Genomic DNA, 25,741 nt, shown 5'->3' on the forward strand with positions numbered 1-25,741 from the left:
TTTAAAAAGTATTATTGCTAACAATAGAACCTCAAAGACCTAACCCCTAGCAAACCTTACTGACGATATAAGGGTTTCACAGCCTCTCACTCTTGGCATTAGTCTGCCGTTAAGCAAGCAAAAAGAGGAATGGCAGATGGGTTTTTGGTATACTCCAGGACTTTTTAAACATCCTCTAACTGAGATTGATAGAATGAAAATAGTAGGAATTTTCACCATCTAGCCATCGAGACTCATGCCCTCTGAAATTGCTGTCGAGAAAAAAAAGTTAAAAAATCCACCTTTGGAGCTTCATTATTTAGGCGATCGCGTGCTGCGTCAAGCTGCAAAGCGGATTTCTAAAGTTGATGACGAACTTCGCCAAATAGTGCGCGAAATGCTGCAAACTATGTACAGCAAAGATGGCATTGGTTTGGCTGCACCCCAAGTGGGAATTCACAAACAACTAGTTGTCATCGACCTGGAACCAGAGAACGCAGCTAATCAGCCTTTGGTCTTGATTAACCCCACCATTAAACAAGTCAGCCGCGACATCTCTGTTGCCCAAGAAGGCTGCTTGAGTATTCCCAACGTATATTTAGACGTAAAGCGCCCCGAAGTCGTAGAAATCGCCTATAAAGACGAATACGGTCGTCCTCGGACATTAAAGGCTAATGACCTTCTGGGACGCTGCATTCAGCACGAGATGGATCACCTTAACGGCGTGGTATTTGTAGACCGTGTAGAAAACTCCTTGACTTTAGCCCAGGAGCTATCTAAGAATGGCTTCTCGTATCAAGCGGTGAAACCAATAGCATAGGGGGGCAGTAGTGTATTTAACTCCAAAAAGTAGTTTATTTCTCGGTGGTTCTTGTGTAAGCGCGATCGCAGCCGTCGGTTCGGTTTTTGAACTCGGTTACGGACAGCCAGATTTTGGTTTTACAGCCACGGCAATTATCCTGGTATTAAGCATTCCACTCACAGGATTATTTTTCTTTGCCGCAGTTAAGGACGCAAGGGCTAACATGAAATAAGCATCAGGTACATAAAAAAGGTAAAAGGATGAAGCAAAAAGGCAAAGTTCATTCTTTTACCTTTTATTTTTGCTCTCCATTTTGCACTGCCCCTAAAGCTTTTAGCGTCACTAACTGCGCTGTGGTTAACCCTGTAACCCCGGTGATATTCATTTTTTCGTAGGGTCGTGGCGATCGCAGTGTTCTTACACACTCACCCGTCGATACATCCCAAAGCTTGATTGTCTCATCTTGGCTACCACTAATCAGGGTTTGACCGTCGGGACTAAAAGCAACTAACTTTACCCAATTAGCCCCTTGCAAAGTTTTCAGGCACTTGCCATTATGGACATCCCATAATTTTATCGTTTGGTCTTCACTGGCACTAGCTAAAGTCTGACCATCGGGACTAAAGACAACTGACCAGATTCGATTAGTATGTTCTTGCAAAGTTGTCAAGCACTTGCCCATGAAAACATCCCATAACTTCACTGTTTGGTCATCACTGCCACTAGCTAAAGTCTGACCATCTGGGCTGAAAGTAACCGATCTGATCCGATTGCTATGTCCTTCCAAAACTTGGATGCATTCTCCTGTATAAATATCCCATAACCTCACTCTTTGGTTTTCACTGCCACTAGCTAAAGTTTGACCATCGGGACTAAAGGCAACCGATCTTACCCAACTGGTATGCCCTTTCAAGGTTTGAAGACATTTTCCGGTGTGAACATCCCATAATTTCACTGTTTGGTCGTCACTGCCGCTAGCTAAAATTTGACCATTGGGACTAAAAGCAACCGATCTAATTCTATTGGTATGTTCCTGCAATTTTTTCAGGCATTGTCCCGTCTGAACATCCCATAATTTAATTGTTTGCTTTTCACTGCCGCTAGCTAAAATTTGACCATCAGGACTGAAGGCAATTGACCGTACCCAACTGTTATGCCCCTCCAAAATTTTGAGAAACTTATCGTTACGAACATCCCATAATTTCACTGTTTGCTTTTCACTGCCACTAGCTAAAATTTGACCATCGGGACTGAAGGCAACTGACCGTACTCGATTGCTATGCCCTTGTAAGGTTGTCAAGGATTTACCATCCTGAACATTCCATAATTTAACTGTTTGGTTTTCACTACCACTAGCTAAAGTTTGACCATCGGGACTGAAAGCAACTGACCTGACCCGATTGGTATGCCCCTGCAAGGTTTTCAGACATTTACCATCACGAACATCCCATAATTTCACTGTTGGGTCGTCGCCACCGCTAGCTAAAGTTTGACTATCGGGACTAAAGGCAACCGACCATACGCGATTGGTATGTCCCTGCAAGGTTTTCAGGCATTTCCCATCACGAACATCCCATAATTTCACGGTTTGGTCGTCACTGCCACTAGCTAAAGTTTGACCATCGGGACTAAAAGCAACTGACCTTACCCAACTGCTATGTCCCTGCAAGATTTTCAGGCATTTACCATCACGGACATCCCATAACTTCACTGTTTGCTTTTCACTGCAACTAGCTAAAGTTTGACCATCGGGACTAAAAGCAACTGACATAATTCGATTGGTATTTCCCTGCAAAGTTATCAGACATTTGCCGATGTGGACATTCCATAACTTCACTGTTTGGTCTTCACTGCCACTAGCTAAAGTTTGACCATCGGGACTGAAGGCAACCGACCTGACCCAATTGCTATGTCCTTGCAAGGTTTTCAGGCATTTACCATCACGAACATCCCATAATTTCACTGTTTGGTCATCACTACCACTAGCCAAAGTTTGACCATCGGGACTGAAAGCAACTGATTTTACCCAACTGCTATGTCCAATACAGGTAAAAAGTAGCTTTCCATCGTCAACTTGCCACAAGTAAGTTTTGCCATCAGCATCACCCGTAGCCAAAAGTTTTCCATTCGGGCTAAATGCTACTGACGAAATACTAACTAATGTTTCGGCAAAAACGCATTTAGCTAAATCGCTATTGGCAAAATTTACCCGATGCAAATTCACACTTTGTAAATATGCTTGCCAAATAGTCAGATTTGAAAAATCGTAGCCGCTAAAATCAGTTTGTAATTGACAAAGAATATTTAACAGATTTCCACCTGCATATCCTGCTGTTTGGGGAATCTGTCGCAGGGACAATAAAATTTGATATAGATGATGTTCAATATTTTTAGCATATCGAAAAATAGTTGATAACCTATCTATAATTGGTTTAATAATCAGGGTAATCTGAGTGTTTCTAATATAATCTTTGGCCGTCGCTTCCATTAAAGCATGGCTGATAAATAGTCTAATATTACGAGTGGTAATTTCGTCACAAACTTGTTCAATCAGTTGGTCGGTGATGTATTCCATGACCACAGATTGGAGGGTGAAAAGTGCTGTTCTTTGTTCAATTAGCGATCGCCTCCGTAGTGATTCTAGCGCCTCCATCACTTCTCTTTTGGGCAAAGGACGCGCAATATCATTTAGCAACTCGTCTAGAGAAACTAACTCGCGCTTGATTGCTAACCAATAAATTATTTCTTTTTCGATCTCTGACAAGCGCTCAAATTGCTGGTTTAGTAAATTTCGGGTGTCGCCAAAAATGATCTCTCCTTCAGCTAGAAAGGCAGCGATATCACCACCAAATAACTCCCGAATTGGCTCAGAAACTAGCTTTAACGCTAAAGGATTGCCAGAATACTTCTCAACTAGCTTGGCCCATTCCCGTTGTGAGCCAAATAACCCTTTATCTTGGAGAATTTCTTGCCCTTCTCTTTCTCCTAAGCCAATTAACGATAATGTTCTGACTGGTGATGCTTCTCCCTCTAAAGAAGCAAATTCTTTTGGTTTTTCACGAGATGTCAGCACCAAGCAGCTTTGATGCGGTTCTTCCCCTACCCGCCTAAGTAGTTGACCATAATCTTCGTATTCTTGTTTATATTGTCCGGCGCGATCGCCTGATTGTAAAATTGTCTCTGTATTGTCAAATACCACAAGACAACGATGCTCTCGTAAATAATGAATCAGCAGTGTTACTTTACCATCTACGCTTTCTGGCAAATTTGTTTCTCTCTCATCAGATAAAAACCCGATTAGGCTCGTCAACATCTCTGCGACGGGTGGCGCATTGCGGAGACTCCGCCAAATCAAATATTCAAAATTCTGCTGAACTTCCTTTGCCAGTTTCACAGATAAAGCAGTTTTGCCGATTCCCCCCATTCCCAATATTGCCACTAGTTGGCAGTTATCCTTAATGAGCCACTGCGTTAGCCCAGACAATTCTGCTATGCGTCCCCGAAAAAAGCAGACACCAGGCGCTTCACCCCAATCTTGACAGTTTTGGGTGATGGATTTCTCATTGTGTGAAGATGCTTGATACTCAGATTCTATAACTTGCTGTAACTTAGTGAGCTTACCTGGGCCGCTACCAGTAACATTAAATTTCTTGTAAACTTCGCTTAATCTTTTGCGTACTGCTTCGGCACTGATTGCCAATTCTTTCGCGATCGCATTTGGCGATTGTCCCTCAACAGCATATAAAAACACTTCGATCTCGCTGTTAGACAAGCACCGTTTTTCGGCTAAAGCCAAAAGAACGTTTTCGGAAATGACACTCATACTCACACAAAGACAGATTACAAACCAATGTTATCTCACATAGTGAGATAACATTACTGTTAATACAGCATCTTCTCAATATTTCAGGGTAAACATTTGCTGTGGGAATGCTTTCTTAGGCTTTGTCGTTTTTCTCTGACGGGATGGGCGATCGCGTGGATGAGTTTAGTTTACCTCACCTCACCTAAACAGTGCTGAGTTTAGGAGTTAAGAGTTAGGAGTTTTGTTTATCTCCTTGTCCCCTTGTCCCCTTGTCCCTCTGCCCCTCTGCTCCCCCTGCTCCCCCTGCTCCCCCTGCTCCCTGCCTTATCCTTACGCCGACCTACTTAGTTTGTGCAACTGGCTGCACGCGCAAACCCTCTGTCTCATCAACCGTAGGAGTGGCAATGAGCGATTCATTTCCTGTCAGACCTGATGTAATTTCTACTTCAGTACCATAATCTCGCCCAACGGCCACTTTTTGATAATGCACTGTATGGTCTTTGGTTACAGTTGCTACCTGCGTACCTCCGGCATTAACAACTAAGGCACTATCCGGCACAACAAAAGGAGGATTAGTGCGGTTAATGGCAAATCTGACATTGGCATACATCCCAGGTCGCAGCGTCGCGTCTGAATTGTGTACTTCTAATTGTGTCAGCAAAGTACGAGTAGTTGGGTCTATAGCGTTGCTAGTACGCACTACTTTACCCGTAAACACTCGTTGGGGTAACTCTTTGACTGTAATTTGTGCTGTTTGTCCAGTTTGAAGTGACTGTGATAAACTTTGGGGAACACTCACATTTACCTTTAGATTGTCATAAGCAGCAATCGTATAAAGGCTGCTATTGCTAGTGTTAGTGTTGCTGGTACTGCTACTGGTGTTGCCATTACCTGCTGAAATTAAAACACCTGTATTGACATTACGTGCAGTAATCACTCCGGCAAAAGGAGCAGTGACCTTCTTATAAGACTGCAAAACAGTATTACGCTGGAAGTTTGCTTGACTTGCATAGGCGTTAGCTTGTGCTGCTTTGATGTTGGCAGAATCGGAATTAATAGTGTTTTGTGCTGCCTCAACGCTGGCGAGATTAGCTTGATATGTAGCATATTTTGTATCTGCATCTTGTTGAGGTACTGCACCTTCTTTGACAAGAACTTGCCAGCGCTGCCAGCTCTGACGTGCGATCAATAAATTAGCGCGGGCTTGCTTCAAATCAGAAACACTTTTAGCTAAATTAGCACGAGTTTGAGATACATTGGCTTGTGCTTGCACTACCTCTGCCTTCGCTTGCAGAACTTGCTGATCGGTGTCTGGTGAATCAATTTCTGCCAACAACTGACCGGCTCGGACGCGATCGCCAATATCTGCATACCACCGCCGTAAATACCCAGTACTGCGAGCGTAGATGGTCGTTTGATTCTGGGCTACAACACTACCAGGTAATTCCAATTTGGTAGCACCAGTAGCGCGACGGGGAGCGATTACGTTAACAGAGGGTACTGTGCTTGCTTCCTTGACTGCTGCTTGTAATTCCGACTTTTGGCTTAATCGGGGTAGAATACCTATCGCCAGTAGGCTACCAAAAAAAACAGCACCAATTATACCCCAACCAATACCACCGATGCCGCGCCTGTGTTTTCTAGAAGTCGTTTGTTGTTCAGAATCAGGAGATGGACGATGCTGAGAATCCATAGGTAAACTGTCCTGTATTATCTTAAATTTGCAGAAATTTAGCAGCTAGAGTCATTACCATTATTAGACTTCTTGCAGAAGTGCTATTCAGGTAAGGGGTAAAGGGGAAAGCAGCTTAGAAAAAACCCTTTCCGCTACGGTGTACACACAAGTTTTTGACTTGCACCTTTGTTGCATTGGCTTGCACCTTTGTTGCATCGACTTGCACCTTTGTTGCATTGACCTGCACCTTTGTTGCATTGACCTGCACCTTTGTTGCATCGACCTGCACCTTTGTTGCATTGACCTGCAAAAATTAATCTTCCCTACGTTACGTAGTAACTTTAACGTGAGTTCGACAAACCTCTCCCTCTCCTAAAAGGCTACGGTGTACACACAAGTCGAATTACCCCCCTTAATCCCCCCTTATAAAAAGGGGAAATCAGATATTTTGTTCCCTCCCCTTTACAAGGGGAGGGTTAGGGTGGGGTAAAACCTTGGGTTTTTCAGCTATTTAAGACTTGTGTGTACACCGTAGCTCCTCGTAGGAGAGGGGCTGGGGGAGAGGTCAAAATAGCACTCGTCGAACTCACGTTAACTTTAAAAGATTGATGTGTACACCGTAGCTCATGTCTATGACTTGCCTTGAGATGATGACAACGAATATGCTGTCCGTGAATCGGAGAAATTTAAATCGTCATCATCCTCATCAATAAGACGAGGTGGTTGACGCCGCATAATGCTGTATACAACAGGTACAAAGATCAGAGTAGCGACTGTTGCAGCTGACAAGCCGCCAATTACGGCGCGACCCAAGGGTGCATTCTGTTCGCCACCTTCACCAAGACCTAGAGACATTGGCACCATCCCGATCAGCATGGCTAAGGCAGTCATCAACACCGGACGCAACCTTGTATAACCTGCCGCTAGGGCTGCTTTATAGGCATTTTCCCCTTCTACACGTTGCTCATTCGCAAAAGTAATCATTAAAATACTGTTCGATGTCGCTACACCTATACTCATAATTGCACCCATTAACGAAGGGACGCTTAGAGTGGTGCGGGTGACAAACAGCATCCAAATGATCCCTGCTAAAGCACTTGGCAACGCCATCATAATAATCAGGGGATCGAGCCAAGATTGGAAGTTCACTACCATTAAGCAGTAAACCAACACAATTGCAAACACAAGTCCTAAACCAAGTCCTAAAAACGAAGAGTTCATCGTTTGCACTTGCCCTCGGACATTAATCTGACTTCCCTTCGGCAATTTTTTCTGATAATCAGCGATAATTCGATTTACATCATTGGCAACTCCCCCAAGGTCGCGACCAGAGGCGTTAGCGTAGATATCGAAAACTGGCTGAATGTTGTAGTGATTCACAACTTGCATCACTGTGTCGCGTTTGACACTAGCTAAGTTACCTAACAGCTGAGGTGTAGTTTGACCATTGCCAACTGGCGTATTTTTTAGACTATCAATAGAGTCAAGTTTATATTGGGGAACTTGTACAGCCAGGGTGTAACTCACGCCTTTTTTGGGATCGAGCCATTGGTTGATTGCAGCTTGACCGCTTGAACTTAAGGAAGTGAGGACGCTATTGGCAACATCACGCTGGGTCATACCCAATTGTTGAGCCTCGGTGCGATCGACATCAAGACGTAATTTGGGAGCATCGACAACTTGCTGGAGATGTACATCTACAGCCCCAGGAATACGCGTCATCCGCGCGGCGATTTGTTGGGCAATTTCAAAGTTGCCCTTTGAGTTTTTCAGAGGGCCAGATATTTGCACATCAACAGCAGCAGGCAAACCGAAATTGAGAATTTGAGTCACAATATCAGCCGGCTCAAAAAAGAAGGTGTAGCTGGGAAATGTCGCTTTCAATTTCTGGCGGAGTTCCTTGACGTAAGAAAAAGTTTCACCAGATTCTTTTAGGGAGACAAGAATATCAGCATCAGCCTGTCCAATTGTCGCGCCGTTGTAGCCATAAGTAAGGTTAATGCCACTGGTGGGTAAGCCGATGTTATCCAGAATTAGAGCGAGATTATCCTTCGGTACAGTTTGGCGGATAACCCCTTCAACTTGGCTGACAATTTTTTCTGTCTCTTCCAAACGAGTACCAGGTAAGGCTCGAACATGGAGGCTAAACTGACCACCATCGACTTCCGGGAAAAAATCTTGACCGACGAATGGTAACAAAACTCCTGCACTGACGATAAAAGCACCAAATAGCACAAAGACTATGCAGCGGTGACTTAATGCTGAGGCTAGGACGTTGTAGTACCAACTGCGAAGTTTCTCAAATTGCTGGTTAAACTTTTCGTGTAGCCGCCATATCCAATCTTTCTTTACAGGTTTGGCAGTTGTCGTTGCTGCCTCTTCTGTTTGGTGGTGGTTATCGTGACCATTATTATTTTGGACTGGCGAATGGGTGTGGCGATCGCGATTATCATGGATTTCGACTAGCGAATGGCTGTGGCGATCGCCGTGACCATTATTATTTTGAACTGGCGAATCTATATAATGGCTGTTGTTACCATTATTATTTTGAACTGGCGAATCTAGATGATGGTTGTTATTACCATTATGCTCCTCGTTTTCTCTATGCCAGTCTGCTTCGGATGGTAAAAGATAGCTTGCCATTGTCGGGACTACAGTCCGAGATAGCACATAAGAAGCAAGCATCCCAAATACTACCGCCATCGCTAGGGGGACAAATAGGTACTTTGCTACTCCACTGAGAAACACGACCGGCACAAAGACAATACAAATACATAATGTTGCTACAAGTGCTGGAGTAGCGATTTGCTGCGCTCCATCTAAGATTGCTCGCTTGATGGGTTTACCTTGTCCGAGATTTCGGTGGATATTTTCAATTTCGACTGTGGCATCATCTACCAGAATCCCAACAGCTAAGGACAAACCACCTAAAGTCATGATGTTGAAAGTTTGTCCCAAACGACTCATCACAATAATTGAAACTAGCATCGAGAGAGGAATCGATACGGCTACAATTAAAGTGCTGCGCCAACTTCCCAGGAAAATTAAAATCATCAACGCAGTGAGACACCCGGCAATCAATCCTTCTTTAAGAACGCCTTCGATAGAAGCTTTCACAAATATAGATTGATCGAACAAAAATGATAAATTCAGTTCTGGGGGCAAGGTGGATTGGATGCGAGGCAAAGTTTTTTTGACTCGCTCGATCACATCAATGGTTGAGGCATTGCCACTCTTCAGGATACTAAGTAAGCTCGATCGCCTCCCATTCTGACGTACAATGTTCGATTGCACACCAAAGCCATCTCTTACCTGCGCGACATCACGAATGGAAATGACAGTACCATTAACTTGCTTAATTGGCAAGTCGTTGAGGGCTGCCACCACATTTGGACTATTGTTGATTTGTACGGCGAAGTCGCGATCGCCTATTTTCATATCACCTGCCGGCAAAACCAGATTTTGGGCACTGACAGCATTAGTCACATCTTGGGCAGAAATGCCATTAGCCAACATCGCTTGGGGATCGATATCAACCATAATTTGCCGAGGTTTACCACCATAGGGCAGAGGTATACTCGCTCCTTGCACTGTTGCTAATTGGGTGCGAACGAAGTTGGTAGCATAGTCGAAGAGTGCTTCTTCCGGCAAGGTTTTGCTACTGACACTCATCTGGATAATCGGCACCGAAGAAGCGTTGTATTGAATGATGAATGGCGGTGTAATCCCAGGTGGCAAAGGGCGGAGAATTGTTTGGCTGACGGAGGTAATTTGAGCGACTGCGGAGGCGATATTAGCGTTGGGTTGAAAGAAAACCTTGACGACGCTAACACCACTTAAAGATTGAGACTCAATATGTTCGATGTCACCAACAGTTGTTGTCATAGCGCGTTCGCTAATAGTGACGATTCGCTGTGCCATTTCCTCAGATGTCGTACCAGTGTAAGTCCAAACTACGCTGACAACCGGAATGTTAATTGCGGGAAAAATGTCAACTGGTGTACTAAATATCGTCACTACACCCAGGATCACAATCATCAAAGCGGCGATCGCGAATGTATACGGAAGACGTAAAGCAATTTTGACGATCCACATAGTTAGTTAGGATACTTCAAAAGTTTTTTGTGTTAAAGCTGTTTTACTCAGCACTCAGTACTCAGCACTCTTGATTGAGGTTGGCGTTTGAGCTAATTGAAGTTGTTCTGTTTGGAGTTGCTCAACTAGCCACTCAATCTCCGATTTGATGACTTGAACTGCCCGCTTTTGCACTTTCGCTTGATATAAATCATCAGTAACTTCCAGTGCTTTTTTCTCTGCAAGGCGTAACTGACATAACATCAATCGATGTTCGATTAACTGGACTCGTTCTTCGGGTAATAAATGGCTAAAGAAAAAAAATTTGATAAAGAATCGCGATCGCATATTCACCCAACTTTCATGAGGATATGCCAACATCTCTTGATACCAAGTGTTTTTGCCGAGGAGTGTAATCTCATATACCTTTCCACACTGCCCACCTTCTTCTCCTTGTTCTGCACATAAAATCACTTCACCTTGTTCTTCCATGCGCTTCAGCAAAGGATAAATCGCGCCATAGTTGACACAAATACTGCAACTCATAAACATTTCTAGTTGCTGTTTGAGCCGATAACCATTTAATGGCTCTCGCTGTAATAAACCTAATACTGCCAACTTCAGCATTTTGATATATCAATCTGATATGTCGATCAACAATATCAAATTGAGCTTTTTTAGCCAAGTACCCAAGGTTCAATTGTCAGGATTCTCTGTGATATCGTAAAGGCCAAGCTGCATAAGTTACCTGTGAGCTAGTTACGAGCGAGTGAGATGCCCACCTCACAATAGGTAGTTGAGTAGTTTTTTATTTGAAAGTCCCTTAGTGCTAAAAGTGAGGACTCATTTGGAGACTTCAGCCGGATTTGTAGTATCTTATGCTATTTAAATAATTTTCTCTACAGTTTACCTTGACTCAAGTAACTAAGTTACTTAAACTTAATAACTTAGTTACTTTGTTACTTGACCTAACAACTAAACTAAGTTACTTTATAGTTAGCAGTAGAAACCACGGTAACTTAATAAGGTTAAGGGTGAATTAAAAGAAACTTAGTGAGTCGAAGAGAAAGGCAAAGGCTGGAACTGCAAATTCTGAAAAAGGCAATTTGTATACAAATTACCTGAAGGAATTTCAAGGGTTCAATGTGCGTAGTACACCTTCTATGCAACTACGCGCATTGAGCGCCTAATTTTTGATATCCAGATTGCCCTGAAAATTCATCAAAGAGCTTAATTTTTCATCATCTGCAAATATCAAGACCACCTTTGATTGGTATTCCCACTCCACTCAGGAGTAGGACTTTTGTCTACCTTGATTTAGTGGGAGCAAAGCTGTGGAGAATTCGCTGTTTCTTTAGTGTGATCGGGGGAGCGCAAACTGCTACCTAGATTCAACTTTCAAAACAGGAAAAAAACTATGAAACCCAGTCTCAAAGATAACGATAATCTGTTGTTCAGGTGGTTTTGTATAGGACTCAAATATTTTCTGCTGGGGCTGCTGGGGCTGGGAATAGCCTTTGTTGTGTCTCACACTTTGGGGGCAAATGCAATAGTTGGGATGCTTTTATCCGCAAGTCTCCGGTCATGGGTTGCGAAGATAGCGATTTTCCTAGTCTGTCTATTTGCGATCGCCATGATATTCGAGTCTTGGGGTTAAGGCTCATACTGACCATAAATAGCCTTTCGCTGAGTGAAGTCAGCCAAAGGCTTCGTAACGTAACTTTTCACTTGGAGATCGTATCATGTCTAACAACAACAACGGCTCTGGAGTAGAAACATTTTCGCCACTTTTAGTAATCTTAGTGGCAGGGTCAATTTCTTTGGCGATCGTTAACAAAGCTAATCATCCAGCATATTTTGACATCGTTAAAATAGCTATAGCCTACAGCTTTGGCTCAATCAAGTCCCAAGGAAAAAGTAAACATTCCGATGCTCCCCACGATGAGATAGACCGAGACGAGTTGAAATAGCAGATGTAAAAGCAGTAAAAAATACCTGTTTTTTACAGATAGTCTGCCAAAGGTGAGTTGCAGATTATAATTTACTTCTAAAATAGAAGAATGCTGTCAACTCCCACTCAACTATTGCGACTGTCTCAAGGACAACTTAACTTACTAGAAGCTTGTCCGCGTAAATTTCAACATACGTATCTCGAAAAACTTAATTCTCCCTCAAATCCAGAACAAGAAGAACGGCTAACTTTGGGTAGTCGTTTTCACTTGCTAATGCAACAGCGAGAAATGGGTTTGCCAATTGATAGTTTCCTGGAAGCAGATGCTCAACTGCAAAGCTGGATGCTAGGTTTTGCCGATGCAGCACCAGAAATTTTAACGGCTGCATCTGATAATCAAACTTTCCGTGAAAGCGAACACTACCGGACTCTGCAAGTTCAGGATTATTTGCTCACAGTTATCTATGATTTATTGATTGCAGATAACCAACAAGCGCAAATTCTCGACTGGAAAACTTATCCGAAACCACCCAATAAACGCAAGTTAGAATCAAACTGGCAAACACGGCTTTATCTATATGTATTGGCAGAAACTAGCGACTATTTGCCAGAAAAGATTTCTATGACTTATTGGTTTGTTCAATCTGAAGGCAAACCCCAAAATATTAAATTTAATTACAATACGGCTCAACACGCACAAACAGGAAAGAAACTTAATCAACTATTAAGTCAGTTAACTCATTGGTTGGAAAATTATCAAAATAACCAGCAGTTTCCCCAAGTGGTGGAGGGTAGCAAAAACTGTGATTATTGTCAGTTTGCTAAACGGTGCGATGCCTACGGCGGTAAACTACGCACACAAGCGACTGAAGATGCAGTGAAAGACTCATTGCCAAATTTTGACAGTATTCAAGAAGTCTCACTTTGATTTTATCCGCAGGATTTGGTTGCTAAAACAGATTCCTTATATCTGTAGAGTCTTGTGGAAAATTAAAAAGTAATGTAAAGTCCTTTTTCTAACTCTAAAACATTTGAAAGCATTTTGATTTAAAAAGCTAGATTCGGTAAATGCTCTTTTTTTTCATTCAACAACATATCTATAGTAAATAAATCACAATTTCTAAATTTATGTCAACTTTTGATGAAACTGAAGCAATTTATGTACGCGAATTAGGAATTGATGACATTGCTCCCGTTTACCACTTGGGAGAAGGGTTATTTACCAGCGATTTATACCCTTATTTATACCGCACCTGGGATGAATGGGAAGTGATTGGACTTTACAACACCGATCCAGAATACTGTCTTGTGGCTGAAACAGATGGGGAATTAGCAGGATTCGTTTTGGGAACTATCATCACCAAAGCATCCTGGACTTATGGATATATTTTATGGCTGGGAGTTAGTCCAAAATATCAGCGTCGGGGAGTTGCAGACAAGTTGGTTGATAAGGTCGTCGCCCGGATGATTGAAGATGGGGCGCGGTTTATGCTGGTAGATACTGACCCCACCAATACTTCAGCATTAAAGTTTTTTAATCGCAAAGGTTTTGGTAATATCCGCCAGCATATTTTTTTGTCGATGAATTTAAGCAAGCATGAATATTATGGCAGATTGATTGATTACGAACACCAAAAAGCTGAAAGAGCAGGTTACAGGCGATCGCGTCCAGCAATTCGTGCCCGTAAAGCTGATAGTGTAGCAAATGAAGTCGTCCTCAATCCTCTAGTGAGTGAATCTCAAATAACTGAGGATCAATCCCCAATCTAACAAAAGTTAGGAGTAGCCCTTTCAATTTGGGTAAAATTTTTGGACAAGAATTCCTCTTTTTTCCGTGTTCTCTGCGCCTCTGTAGTTCAATAAATGACTTTTAAACCGTAGACGCATAGAAAACGCAGAGAGAAAAGCATGATGGCGATTGTGAATTTTGAATTTAGAGCAAAGTGGTGTGACTTATGTGTATAGAATTTGGGCGAGAAATCTGCAGCAATCTTGACATTGCAGAATCGCGGGAGTGGTTAGTTACTAACGGTATTGGTGGTTACGCCTCTGGGACTGTGGCTGGTTTATTGACTCGCCGCTATCACGGACTATTGGTAGCAGCATTGAAACCACCTTTGGGTCGCACTTTAATGCTGACAAAACTAGATGAAACTGTATTGTATGGCGTTAGCGCAGCTCCTTTGCAGGAGGCTCGCTCTTATTCTCTAGACACTAATCGTTGGGCAGATGGTATTGTCAGTCCGCACGGTTATCAGCATATTGAACGTTTTTCTCTAGAAGGTACAATTCCTGTATGGCGTTTTGCTATTGCCGATGCCTTATTAGAAAAACGGGTGTGGATGCAACAAGGCGCTAATACAACTTATGTTCAGTATACTTTGCGTCGTGCCACCCAACCGCTAAAGTTGAGGCTCAAAGCAATAGTCAACTACCGCGATTATCACAGCGATACTCAAAGCAATGGTTGGCAGATGTCTGTTGACGAGGTGGAACAGGGGATTTGTGTAACTGCTTATCCGGGTGCTGTACCACTATATCTACTGAGTGATTCACCTAAAGGCGATGCCTACGGCGGCAAGCTACGCAGCATTTCACGTGTTAATACATCTGTTGTTCATAATTGGTATCATGGCTTTGACTTGGCAGTTGAACGCTATCGGGGATTGAGAGATCGAGAAGACCACCTCCACGCCGCCACTTTTGAAGTTACACTGAATCCTGGGGAAGCGATCGCATTTGTAGCCAGCACAGAAAAACAACCAAATCTCAACGGTGAAGCTGCACTAAAGTTACGTCGCGCTCAAGAGCAGAAGTTAACAGGATTTTGGAAAACTAATCGACCCCTGAAAATTAAAGAATCACCTAGCTGGATCGACCATCTAGTACTAGCTGCTGACCAGTTTATTGTCGATCGCTCATTGCCAGAAGACCCCTACGGCAAAACCATCATCGCTGGTTATCACTGGTTTAGCGACTGGGGACGCGACACGATGATTAGTCTACCTGGTTTGACAATTTCCACTGGTCGTCCAGAGGTAGCACGCTCAATTCTTCGCACCTTTGCCAGATATGTAGACCAGGGAATGCTGCCTAATCGCTTTCCCGATGCGGGCGAGCAACCAGAATATAATACAGTCGATGCCACACTCTGGTACTTTGAAGCAGTCCGCGCTTACTACAGCGCTACAGACGATGATACTTTGCTAAGTGAACTCTTTCCCATACTTGCAGACATCATTGATTGGCACTGTCGCGGTACACGCTACAACATCCATCTCGATGCCGCCGATGGCTTACTTTATGCAGGCGTTGCAGGCGTACAACTGACCTGGATGGATGCCAAAGTTGACGATTGGGTAGTTACGCCCCGAATTGGCAAACCAATCGAAGTTAATGCCCTCTGGTATAATGCTCTGCGGACAATGGCAAAGTTTGCCCGTCAGCTTGGTAAACCCCACCAAGAATATGAAGCAATGGCAGAGCGGGCAAAGTATAGATTTTCTCGCTTCTGGAATGAAGAGACAGGTTATTGCTATGACGTTTTAGACAGTCCTGATGGTGATGATGGGTTGTTACGTCCTAACCAAATATTTGCTGTCTCATTACCAGAAAGTCCGCTCACACCTACCCAGCAGAAGGGTGTAGTGGAAGCTTGCGGGCGATCGCTGCTGACTTCTTACGGGTTGCGATCGCTTTCCCCCGATCGTCCTCAATTTCAGGGTAAATACGGTGGCAATCAGTATCAACGTGATGGAGCTTACCACCAAGGGACAGTTTGGGGTTGGTTATTAGGGCCGTTTGTCTTAGCACATCTGCGCGTCTACAAAAATCCTGAGCAGGCTCGTCAATTTTTGGAACCAATGGCTAATCATCTGACTGCACACGGTGTTGGCAGTCTCAGCGAAATTTTTGATGGTGATGCTCCGATGACTCCACGGGGATGTATTGCTCAAGCGTGGACAGTGGCAGAGGTTTTGCGTGCTTGGTTGGTAACAACGAGTTGATAGGCCGAACTGTAATATATGAACAAAGTCGATTTTGTCAAGAATTTTTAAGAAATTCACATCCTTCAGAAAAGCAAAGGCGTAATGCTGAAGTAATCCTCAAAAGTTTATAGACACGTTTTAGTGTTAGGAGGAAATTATGCCGTCTGGAATGATGATCGAAGGTAAATGGACAACCAATGGGAATAAATCAGATCCTAGCGGTAAGTTCAAGGAAACGCCGACAACGTTTCGCGATCGCGTCACCGCCGATGGTTCTAGTGGGTTTAAGGCAGAAGCAGGACGCTATCACCTCTACATTTCCTTAGCCTGTCCGTGGGCGCATCGCACTTTAATTATGCGAGAAATCAAAGGTTTGAATGATGCAATCTCAGTCTCTATCGTCGATCCGATTATGAGCGACAAGGGATGGATGTTTTCTGAAGCACCGGGAGCTATTCCTGACTGGGTGAATCACACTCAATATTTGCAAGAAATTTATCTGAAAGCCGATCCCAAATACACAGGACGAGTTACTGTTCCGGTATTGTGGGATAAGCAAACTCAAACAATCGTCAATAACGAATCTCGCGAAATCATGCGGATGTTTGATGTAGAGTTTGGGGAATTGGCAACACAAAAAATAGACTTATACCCACGCGACTTACAGCATCAGATTGATCAAACGATCGATGCAATTTATCTGCCAATCAATGCTGGTGTATATCGCGCTGGTTTTGCGACTTCGCAAGCAGCTTACGAAGATGCGGTGACAGAACTTTTCGAGAGTTTAGATCGATGGGAAGCCATTCTCAGCCAGCAACGATATTTATGTGGCAATCAACTTACTGAAGCCGATATTTGTATGTTTGTAACTCTGTATCGCTTCGATTCAGTGTATTACGGTCACTTTAAATGCAATTTGCGGCGAATTATCGACTATCCAAATCTCTGGAATTATCTACTAGACCTATATCAGCGTCAGCCATTCAAAGCGACTTGCAATCTAGACTATACCAAACGCGGCTATTACATGAGTATGACTGATATTAATCCAAATCGAATTGTGCCGAAGGGGCCGATCGTTGATTTTGACCAACAGCACGATCGCGTAGGCGTAAGCCCGTCGTAGACATCGCTTCACTAAAACGTCTCCTAGAGAAGTTATCGCTCTTTAATTCATAGAAAAAAAATTGCACAATCTAACTGGAGTAACACCATGAGCCTTGTATCAGGTATCCACCATGTTGCAGTGGTGACAGCAGATATCGACCGCTTTATCGACTTCTATACTGATGTATTCGAGATGCCAGTAATCTTTCAAGAGACGACTCCAGCCTTTCGTCACGCACTTCTGCTAGCTGGATCGCAGAGCGTACTTCACGCAGCAGAGATGCCTAATAATATTCATAGTTCTGGATTGCCGGATATGTTTGCACGAGGACATATCGACCACTTAGCTTTGAATGCGCCAACAGAATCAGCATTCCAGATTATCCGCCGCAAACTCATAGATCGAGGTGTGAGTGATGGCGCGATCGCCGATCTTGGGCCAGTACTTAACTTGTCATTTTCCGATCCTGATGGTATGCATATCGAAGTTTGCCTGATCGTCGATGCTTCACTTCAGGGTTTTCACCAACCGCGGCCATATCTAGAGGCTATCAACCAATAGGTTGAAGTTAGCATTAGTCCCCTTCGCTGTTTGTGGTTAATTAATAGTGTCGATTTCGTCTGCTTATTTTCAACTTGCGATCGTCCGATCGCAAATTTTATTAGTATACCAGTTTTACTATCAATTATTAATTATAACTTCAGCCCTATCTTAGGTAGAAAAAGTATACTCCAGATAGCAAATTAGCTGGACTAAAATACAGATATGCATAGGGTGATATTATGACAATTTTAACCCAAGAAGAAATTAGATTAGCAGAAGCCCTAACTCACAAAGCTCATTGGCGCAGATGGGGGCCATATTTAAGCGATCGCCAATGGGGAACGGTGCGCGAAGATTACAGTCACAACGGTACAGCCTGGGACTATTTTACCCACGATCAGGCTCGTTCTCGCGCCTACCGTTGGGGTGAAGATGGCATTGCTGGCATTTCTGATAATCATCAACGACTTTGTTTTGCGATCGCACTTTGGAATGGCGAAGATTCTATTCTCAAAGAAAGATTTTTTGGTCTAACTGGTAGCGAAGGAAATCATGGGGAAGATGTTAAAGAATATTATTTTTATCTAGACAATACTCCTACCCATTCTTATATGAAAGTGCTTTATAAATATCCCCATAAAGCCTTTCCTTACTCCCAATTGGTTGCAGAAAATCAACGCAGAAATCGCCAAGAGCCAGAATTTGAATTACTAGATACAGGTATATTTGATGAAAATCGTTACTTTGATGTCTTTATCGAATATGCCAAAAATGATGCTGAAGATATTCTCATCCAAATAAAAGTAATCAACCGAGGATCGGAAGCAAAAACCCTACACCTATTACCTACTCTCTGGTTTCGTAACACTTGGTGTTGGAATGGAGATATCAACAAACCGACTTTAAAAGAGGTCGAATCTGGTAATGGCTTTAATTTCATTGAGGCGTTTCATCCAACTTTAGGTAAAAGATGGCTGTATTGTCAAGAAGCAAACGAAATTCTTTTTACAGAAAACGAAACAAATTATCAGCGATTGTTTGGCTATTCTAATTCGTCTGCCTATGTCAAAGATGGCATTAATGATTACATTGTTCAGGGTAAAAAAGAGGTAAGAAATCCAAATAAATTTGGCACTAAAGCATCTGCCGATTATTTTTTGACAGTTGGTGCAGGTGAAACGAAAATCGTTAAATTGCGATTGAGTGATGTACATAATTTAGTTGAGCCATTTGGCAAAGAATTTGATATAATCTTTTGGGAACGACAACAGGAAGCAAATAAATTTTATCAGCGCGTTACACCATTTCCTCTCAGTGAAGATATGCGAAATGTGCAACGACAAGCATTTGCTGGAATGCTGTGGAGTAAACAATATTATCACTATGTTGTAGAGGATTGGTTGAAAGGCGATCGCAATACACCAGCACCACCTCCAGAACGGCAACAAGGGAGAAATCGGGAATGGTTTCATCTCTACAATAAAGATATTCTTTCTATGCCCGATAAGTGGGAATATCCTTGGTTTGCAGCTTGGGATTTGGCATTTCATACTATTCCTTTGGCTATGATCGATCCTGATTTTGCTAAGTATCAATTGGATGTTTTAACACGGGAATGGTATATGCATCCTAACGGGCAAATTCCTGCTTATGAATGGGCTTTTGGTGATGTTAATCCACCTGTTCACGCTTGGGCAACTTGGCGAATTTACAAGATTGAGCAGAAGATTTACGGACGAACAGATAGACAGTTTTTAGAAAGGGTATTTCAGAAACTAATGCTCAATTTTACCTGGTGGGTAAATCGCAAAGATACTCAGGGTAATAACGTCTTTCAAGGTGGATTTCTCGGTTTAGATAATATTGGTGTATTTGACCGCAGCGCAGCTTTACCTACTGGCGGGCACATTGACCAATCTGATGGTACGAGTTGGATGGGAATGTATTGTTTAAATATGTTAGCGATCGCTTTAGAATTAGCCAAGACTAATCCTGTTTACGAAGACATTGCTACCAAGTTCTTTGAGCATTTTCTTTACATTGCCGATGCTATGAATAACATCGGCGAAATAGAAGCTAGTTTATGGAATGATTCCGATGGATTTTATTATGATGTGCTGCATTTACCCGAACGACAAATTACCTTAAAAGTTAGATCAATGGTAGGTTTAATTCCTCTATTTGCCATTGAAACTATTGAACCAGAAACTTTAAAATTGCTTCCTGGTTTTAAAAAGCGATTGGAATGGTTCATCCAAAACCGTCCTGATTTGCGGCAAAATGTAGCTTGTATGGAAACAAAAGGAGTGGGTGCGAGGAGATTACTGGCGATCGTTTCTAGAGATAAGCTCAGAAGTATTCTGCAAAAAATGCTGGATGAAAGCGAGTTTTTTGGCCCTTATGGCATTCGGGCACTTTCGAGATTTCATGCTGAAAATCCTTATATTTTTGATGTTAATGGTTCGCAATTTCGAGTCGATTATGAACCGGCTGAATCTACTAGTGGTTTATTTGGTGGTAACTCTAACTGGCGCGGCCCCGTTTGGTTTCCGGTAAATTTTATCCTAATTGAATCTCTGCAAAAGTTTCATTATTATCTAGGAGACGATTTCAAAGTGGAATGTCCGACAGGTTCAGGTCAAATGATGACACTTTGGGAAATTGCATCAGAATTATCTCAACGATTAACCAGAATTTTCTTGCAAAATTCTTTTGGTAAACGTCCTGTTTATGGTGGAATGCAAAAGTTTCAAAACGATCCACACTGGCAAAATCTGATTTTATTCTATGAGTATTTTCATGGTGATAACGGAGCCGGAATTGGTGCTAGTCATCAAACTGGCTGGACAGGTTTAGTTGCCAAATTAATCCAGCAATTTGGTGAATATGAAGCACAGCATCAAGAACCAGAAATAGAGAAGGATAAAATAAGGTAAGGACATCTAAACCCACTCCTACCTCACCCTCATTCAAAAGACTTGTTATTTGCCTTTATTCTTTCTGGTTAAATAGCAAAATTTACTTTTAATATCTGCGTTCAGTCAAGCTAGAAATATAAAAAATAGTATTACAAATTTTAAGGTAATTCTCAGCATAAATTAATTTAATTACTAATAAATGCATTTATATTATTAAATAATAATTCGCGGATTTGAGAGGGCGATGAGATAAAAATATTTAGCAATCTTTTGGTAATAGCTGTACTTTTCCCTGTAGATATGCAACAGAAGTAAGTTAAAATCAGCTATAACTAAAGATGTAACAGTTAACAGCAAGCTCACATTTAGCAGTTTGATTTTATTTTTTAAGATTTATTAAACACCTAAAATGCAACCGGAACAGTGAAGCAAATCATAAAATTTAGGATAAATATAGATCCATTTTCCTTGCAGTCACGCCTCACGGTTGGTATTGCATCATTTTCAGCTTTGGTATTAGGTAGCCTTGCTACATGGACTAGCTGCAAAATGCAGCAAATTTTAGTTGATAGTCATAAATATAATATAGAAGAAATTGCCAAGCGCTTGCCGCAAGATGTGCAAATTTATAGTGAAATGATGCAACCTGAAACTGGGTTGCAAAAGGCTATTAATAATTTAGCAAATACCAATATATTATTATGGCTAAAAAGTCCTGATAATAAAATTTTGGCAAAATCTACCACTTTGGATTTATTATCTGATGCTACGATAGCTGAGTTAATGACTCTGACAAAGATACCGATTAAACCACAAGTTTACAAAGTAAACCAAAGCTATTTTGTTTTATGTGGTAGTTCTGTGCAAGTGCAGGGTAAGTTATTGGGTGAGTTATTTGTAGTCAAGGATATTACCCGCGAACAGAAAATGTTTATCGTAATGATGCAGAGTTTAGGTATTACTAGTGCTTTGGCAATTATTGTTTTAACTGCTGCGATCGCATTCTACATTAAGCGTTCTCTGCAACCTTTGCGCCAGCTAAATCAAATGGCTTCTGTGATTTCTGCTGAAGATTTAGGACAAGCACAGCTATATCTTGATAATGCACCCAGTGAAGTTAAAGAATTAGCTCAAACTTTAACCATGCTGTTATCGCGCCTTTCTCAATCATGGGAGCAAGAGCGAGAATTTGTGAGTAATGTTTCCCATGAATTACGCACACCTTTAACGATTGTACATGGTTATTTGCAAAGCGTCTTGCGAAGGCAGAATAACTTAACCAAAACTCAACAAGAAGCTTTAGAAACTGCGGCATCGGAAGCTGAACGCACTATCCGTCTGCTACAAGATTTACTCGATCTAGCACGTGCAGATAGTGGTTACTTATATTTTCAAATAAAATCTTATGTGTTGAATGACTTGGTTGAAGAAGTTGTCATGATGGCAAAAAAATATAGCGATCGCACAATTACAATCGAATCAGAAATTTATCCAATTGAGATCAAAGCAGATTATAGTCGCTTTAAACAAGTATTATTAAATTTAATTGATAATGCCATTAAGTATTCTAATGCTGACACACCCATAATTTTTAAGTTAGCTCGGCTTCAAGATCGGGCTATTATTCAAGTTTGTGACAAAGGTTATGGCATTCCTTTGCAACAGCAAGCACGGATATTTGAGAGATTTTATCGTGTAGATGAATCTCGTTCTCATAATACTGGGGGTTGTGGTTTGGGCTTATCGATTGTTAAGACACTTGTAGAAGGGATGGGGGGTAGTGTCAGTGTGGAATCAAAGTTAAGAGAAGGGAGTATGTTTACAATCAGTTTACCTATATATATATGACAGCACATATCCTTTTGGTGGAAGATGAAGTCAAACTGGCGCGATTTGTCGAATTAGAGCTTAATAGCGAAGGATACCGAGTAAGTGTTGCTCATGATGGCATTGCAGGCTTGACTCTGGCGCGAGACTCCTCACCAGATTTAGCAATTCTGGATTGGATGCTTCCAGGGTTGACGGGTTTAGAAATTTGTCGGCGTTTGCGAACAACAGGTAGTACAGTACCAGTGATTTTGTTGACAGCAAAAGATGAAGTTAGCGATCGCGTCGCCGGATTAGATGCAGGAGCTGATGATTATGTAGTTAAGCCCTTCAGCATTGAGGAACTATTAGCTAGAATTCGCGCTCATCTCCGGCGCACGCAAGAAACAGACGAGGATTTGTTGCAATTTGAAGATTTAAGCTTAAATCGGCGCACTCGTGAAGTATTTCGGGAAAAACGAAGCATTCAGTTAACAGCAAAAGAATTTGACTTATTAGAATATCTCCTTTCACATCCTCGTCAAGTATTTACTAGAGATCAAATTTTAGAGAAAGTTTGGGGTTACGATTTCATGGGTGATTCTAATATTATTGAAGTATATATTCGTTATTTGCGACTCAAGTTAGAAGAAAATAATGAAAGACGTTTGATTCATACAGTCCGTGGTGTAGGCTATGCACTACGGGAGTAATCGTAATGAGTTGGTGATTTCGAGAAAAAGCAACATATTCAAGATAAAAGAAAATTATGAAGAAAAAATGGGCGGTTAAACGACTGACAGTAAATCTCACAACCGAGGAAATGAAGAAACTTGAACAATACTGTACTCTCACAGGAAGACCAGCAACAGATGTAATTCGAGAATTGCTCCGAAGTCTTGAGGTTGACAATGCTGAAAACTCTGAGATGGGAACAGCAGACTCAAAAATCACTGTTGGCAGTTCGTCAAAATCACACTAACTATCGACTCGAATATAGCAGACTTATTGCAGAAGTGGGGTAAGAGGATGTCTGAGAAGTATCAAATATTTCTTGATCCCCCCTAGCCCACGCCAGTCGCTCATGGGGGAAACCCCCAAGACCGCGCTGGCTCCCCTTAAAAAAGGGGGGAATAAGAGTCTTAAAGTCCCCCTTATTAAGGGGGATTTATGGGGATCTCCAAGGGTTAGATGTATACAAAAAAAACTTTTCAGACATCCTCTAAAGGGGAAAGGATGGAATTTTCCCTTTCCCTTTAATCTTTCCCCAACATCTTGCAAAATTTACTTTTGCAAGATGTCTAGCGTTTCCTAATCAGAATCAGCTACAGCTTAACCTCACCCCCAACCCCTCTTTTCACCAAGGAGAGGCGTTGGGGGTGGGGTTTTGATATGTACTTTCTGCACCTGGGAACTTCTATATCCCGCCAAATTAATGCCTTTACGCTTTTTGCCTTTCTTATGTCTTAACAAGCATCGATTATGGGCATCATAATTCCAGCCCGAATACATCAGCTAGCAGCCAGAAAACTATTTGGCAGCAAGTTTTGCATTTACAAATATAGTATTAACCGATGGTATATAGTTTAAGACCTTATCTCTTTGTTTCTCGATATAGTTTGTACGCTGTATTTCTTTTGGGATGCCTACAGATTCAATTGGGAGTAATCTGTAGCGTAGGTATTTGGATATTATCAGAAGCTAAATTACAAGCAGCCCAAGCACATCAGACCTGGAAATCACCTTTAGGATTGACTGAGCAAGTCACCACAGTAAATTCTGAGTCAGCACAATACTCAAAACCACTCCCCTATCGATTAAAACCAACACCTATTTTGCTGGCAGCACCGGAAAACTTCAATCCTGATTTGCGATTACCACCATCGCTACCCGAACCAGCACAGAATTCTAGCCCGCGATCGCTACCCGAACCAGCACAGAATTCTAGTCCGCGATCGCTACCCGAACCACCGCAGCAGAATTCTAGTCCGCCAACAACTGCCACTGAAGCAAAAACGCCGGATGCAGTTTTGGAAAGTATTGATACAGACTATCACTATGAGACAGACAACTTTGGCCAAACAAATTTTTTCCTAGAACCAACAGCTCAGTTTCGATTGAGAAATGGCAATAAAATATTTTTCAAGACAGGTTTTAACTTCTTTGAGCAACGCGGTGTTGAATCAATTACCAATTTTCCTTTGCAAGTTGGATGGCAAGGAAAAATTGGACAACTAACTCTACAAACAGCAGCGGGAGTTGATGTGTTCAATCGTTTACCCACAGCGATCAATCTCAATGTTAAAGTGGATGCTCCCATTTCGCCGCCGCGAGTTTCGTCATCAGGTCGATTGCTATCGGCAGCAATAATATCAGGTAATTTAGAACAAGGGCCTTATAAATCTAACGCTCGAACTTTAGACAATCAAATTACTGCTTGGCGATTTGGCCCTGATTTATACTGGCAGATTGACCGTAATACCAGCTTGTTTTCGTCATTGCGTTTGGGTAATTATAACGATGGTAATTCCGAGGTGCAATCTTTTAGTAGGTTAGAGCGCAAGTTCGGACAATTTTCTTTGGCAGCTAACTTATTTACTTGGAGTTACGATCGCGATTTAGAACGCACAAGCGGTTATTTTTCTCCACCAGATTTCCTAGTTTACAACGGTGAGGTAGCTTGGGAAGGAGATATTGCTAATTTCTTACGCTGTCGCCTCGCTGCCAATTTAGGACGACAGCGACTTAAAGGAGAATTTGACAACGCCAATACCTATCAAACGCGCTGTACGGTAAAACTGTCGCCCAGTATAGAAGCAGACTTGGGCTATAGCTTTAGTAATGTCCGCAATCAAGAAACCGGTGGAAGCGCCTACGGTGGTAATTCCTTCACAGGACAGTTGCGGGTCAAATTTTAACAAAAAAGAATTCAGGAGTCAGAATTGCTGAATAAATATAGAATCAAGTGCTATATTTTTTTGATTTTTTTAAAATTAAGAATACTTTGACTATCAAAGTATTCTTAATTTTAATTTCTAACTTCTAACTCCTGGATTCTGAATTCATCATTCTGAATTCTATTTTTAAA

Annotated in this window: 19 protein-coding genes; 14 read left to right on the forward strand and 5 right to left on the reverse strand. The window is 42.0% G+C overall.

The genetic code is table 11. The annotated features are described in order from the left end of the window. Positions 1-235: 235 nt before the first annotated feature. Positions 236-799 (forward strand): peptide deformylase, encoded by a 564-nt coding sequence (def, locus tag RM049_RS09690; RefSeq protein ID WP_322672448.1) that lies wholly within the window; start codon positions 236-238, stop codon positions 797-799. Positions 800-809: 10 nt separating this feature from the next. Then, a complete protein-coding gene (locus tag RM049_RS09695; RefSeq protein WP_322672447.1) occupies positions 810-1,013 on the forward strand; it encodes a hypothetical protein in 204 nt (67 codons plus the stop codon). A gap of 63 nt (positions 1,014-1,076) precedes the next feature. Here RM049_RS09695 and RM049_RS09700 read toward each other — a convergent pair whose 3' ends face one another. The 5 genes from RM049_RS09700 to RM049_RS09720 form a co-directional block, all read right to left on the reverse strand. Further along, positions 1,077-4,604: an NB-ARC domain-containing protein gene (locus RM049_RS09700; RefSeq protein WP_322704023.1), complete on the reverse strand. Its 3,528-nt coding sequence runs from the start codon at positions 4,602-4,604 to the stop codon at positions 1,077-1,079. 322 nt (positions 4,605-4,926) lie between these two features. Beyond that, the gene (locus RM049_RS09705; protein ID WP_322704024.1) at positions 4,927-6,279 is read right to left on the reverse strand and encodes an efflux RND transporter periplasmic adaptor subunit; all 1,353 of its coding nucleotides are present in this window, start codon (positions 6,277-6,279) and stop codon (positions 4,927-4,929) included. Positions 6,280-6,394: 115 nt separating this feature from the next. Continuing rightward, positions 6,395-6,571 (reverse strand): hypothetical protein, encoded by a 177-nt coding sequence (locus RM049_RS09710; RefSeq protein ID WP_322704025.1) that lies wholly within the window; start codon positions 6,569-6,571, stop codon positions 6,395-6,397. 320 nt (positions 6,572-6,891) lie between these two features. Continuing rightward, positions 6,892-10,356, reverse strand: a complete 3,465-nt coding sequence (locus RM049_RS09715; protein ID WP_322704026.1) for an efflux RND transporter permease subunit — start codon at positions 10,354-10,356, stop codon at positions 6,892-6,894. Between the two features lie 54 nt (positions 10,357-10,410). Further along, the gene (locus tag RM049_RS09720) at positions 10,411-10,962 is read right to left on the reverse strand and encodes a PadR family transcriptional regulator (protein ID WP_322704027.1); all 552 of its coding nucleotides are present in this window, start codon (positions 10,960-10,962) and stop codon (positions 10,411-10,413) included. A 790-nt stretch (positions 10,963-11,752) separates the two neighbouring features. On the opposite strand from RM049_RS09720, the gene RM049_RS09725 reads away from it, so the two are divergent. The 12 genes from RM049_RS09725 (at position 11,753) to RM049_RS09780 (ending at position 25,571) form a co-directional block, all read left to right on the forward strand. Then, positions 11,753-11,992: a hypothetical protein gene (locus RM049_RS09725; protein WP_322704028.1), complete on the forward strand. Its 240-nt coding sequence runs from the start codon at positions 11,753-11,755 to the stop codon at positions 11,990-11,992. Between the two features lie 85 nt (positions 11,993-12,077). Then, complete coding sequence (locus RM049_RS09730) at positions 12,078-12,305, forward strand: hypothetical protein (RefSeq protein WP_322704029.1); 228 nt, start codon at positions 12,078-12,080, stop codon at positions 12,303-12,305. Positions 12,306-12,395: 90 nt separating this feature from the next. Further along, positions 12,396-13,214 carry a PD-(D/E)XK nuclease family protein gene (locus tag RM049_RS09735; protein ID WP_322704030.1) on the forward strand — a complete coding sequence of 273 codons (819 nt, stop codon included), beginning with the start codon at positions 12,396-12,398 and terminating at the stop codon, positions 13,212-13,214. A gap of 200 nt (positions 13,215-13,414) precedes the next feature. Continuing rightward, positions 13,415-14,056 (forward strand): GNAT family N-acetyltransferase, encoded by a 642-nt coding sequence (locus tag RM049_RS09740; protein WP_322672438.1) that lies wholly within the window; start codon positions 13,415-13,417, stop codon positions 14,054-14,056. Between the two features lie 185 nt (positions 14,057-14,241). Next, on the forward strand, positions 14,242-16,293 hold the full coding sequence (locus RM049_RS09745; protein ID WP_322704031.1) for an amylo-alpha-1,6-glucosidase: 2,052 nt from the start codon (positions 14,242-14,244) through the stop codon (positions 16,291-16,293). Between the two features lie 139 nt (positions 16,294-16,432). Continuing rightward, positions 16,433-17,404, forward strand: coding sequence for a glutathione S-transferase family protein (locus tag RM049_RS09750; protein ID WP_322704032.1), 972 nt, complete (start codon positions 16,433-16,435; stop codon positions 17,402-17,404). 87 nt (positions 17,405-17,491) lie between these two features. Next, a complete protein-coding gene (locus RM049_RS09755) occupies positions 17,492-17,947 on the forward strand; it encodes a VOC family protein (protein WP_322704033.1) in 456 nt (151 codons plus the stop codon). Positions 17,948-18,168: 221 nt separating this feature from the next. Next, complete coding sequence (locus tag RM049_RS09760) at positions 18,169-20,865, forward strand: MGH1-like glycoside hydrolase domain-containing protein (RefSeq protein WP_322704034.1); 2,697 nt, start codon at positions 18,169-18,171, stop codon at positions 20,863-20,865. Between the two features lie 405 nt (positions 20,866-21,270). Continuing rightward, positions 21,271-22,695, forward strand: a complete 1,425-nt coding sequence (locus RM049_RS09765) for a HAMP domain-containing sensor histidine kinase (protein WP_322704035.1) — start codon at positions 21,271-21,273, stop codon at positions 22,693-22,695. Beyond that, positions 22,692-23,366 (forward strand): response regulator transcription factor, encoded by a 675-nt coding sequence (locus RM049_RS09770; RefSeq protein WP_322686757.1) that lies wholly within the window; start codon positions 22,692-22,694, stop codon positions 23,364-23,366. Before RM049_RS09765 ends, RM049_RS09770 begins: the two co-directional genes overlap by 4 nt. Positions 23,367-23,422: 56 nt before the next feature. Continuing rightward, positions 23,423-23,635 (forward strand): CopG family transcriptional regulator, encoded by a 213-nt coding sequence (locus tag RM049_RS09775; RefSeq protein ID WP_094351406.1) that lies wholly within the window; start codon positions 23,423-23,425, stop codon positions 23,633-23,635. A gap of 592 nt (positions 23,636-24,227) precedes the next feature. Continuing rightward, positions 24,228-25,571 (forward strand): hypothetical protein, encoded by a 1,344-nt coding sequence (locus RM049_RS09780; RefSeq protein ID WP_322704036.1) that lies wholly within the window; start codon positions 24,228-24,230, stop codon positions 25,569-25,571. The last annotated feature ends 170 nt before the right edge of the window (positions 25,572-25,741 follow it).

This window comes from Nostoc sp. DedQUE04, assembly GCF_034530995.1.
Taxonomy (GTDB): domain Bacteria; phylum Cyanobacteriota; class Cyanobacteriia; order Cyanobacteriales; family Nostocaceae; genus Nostoc.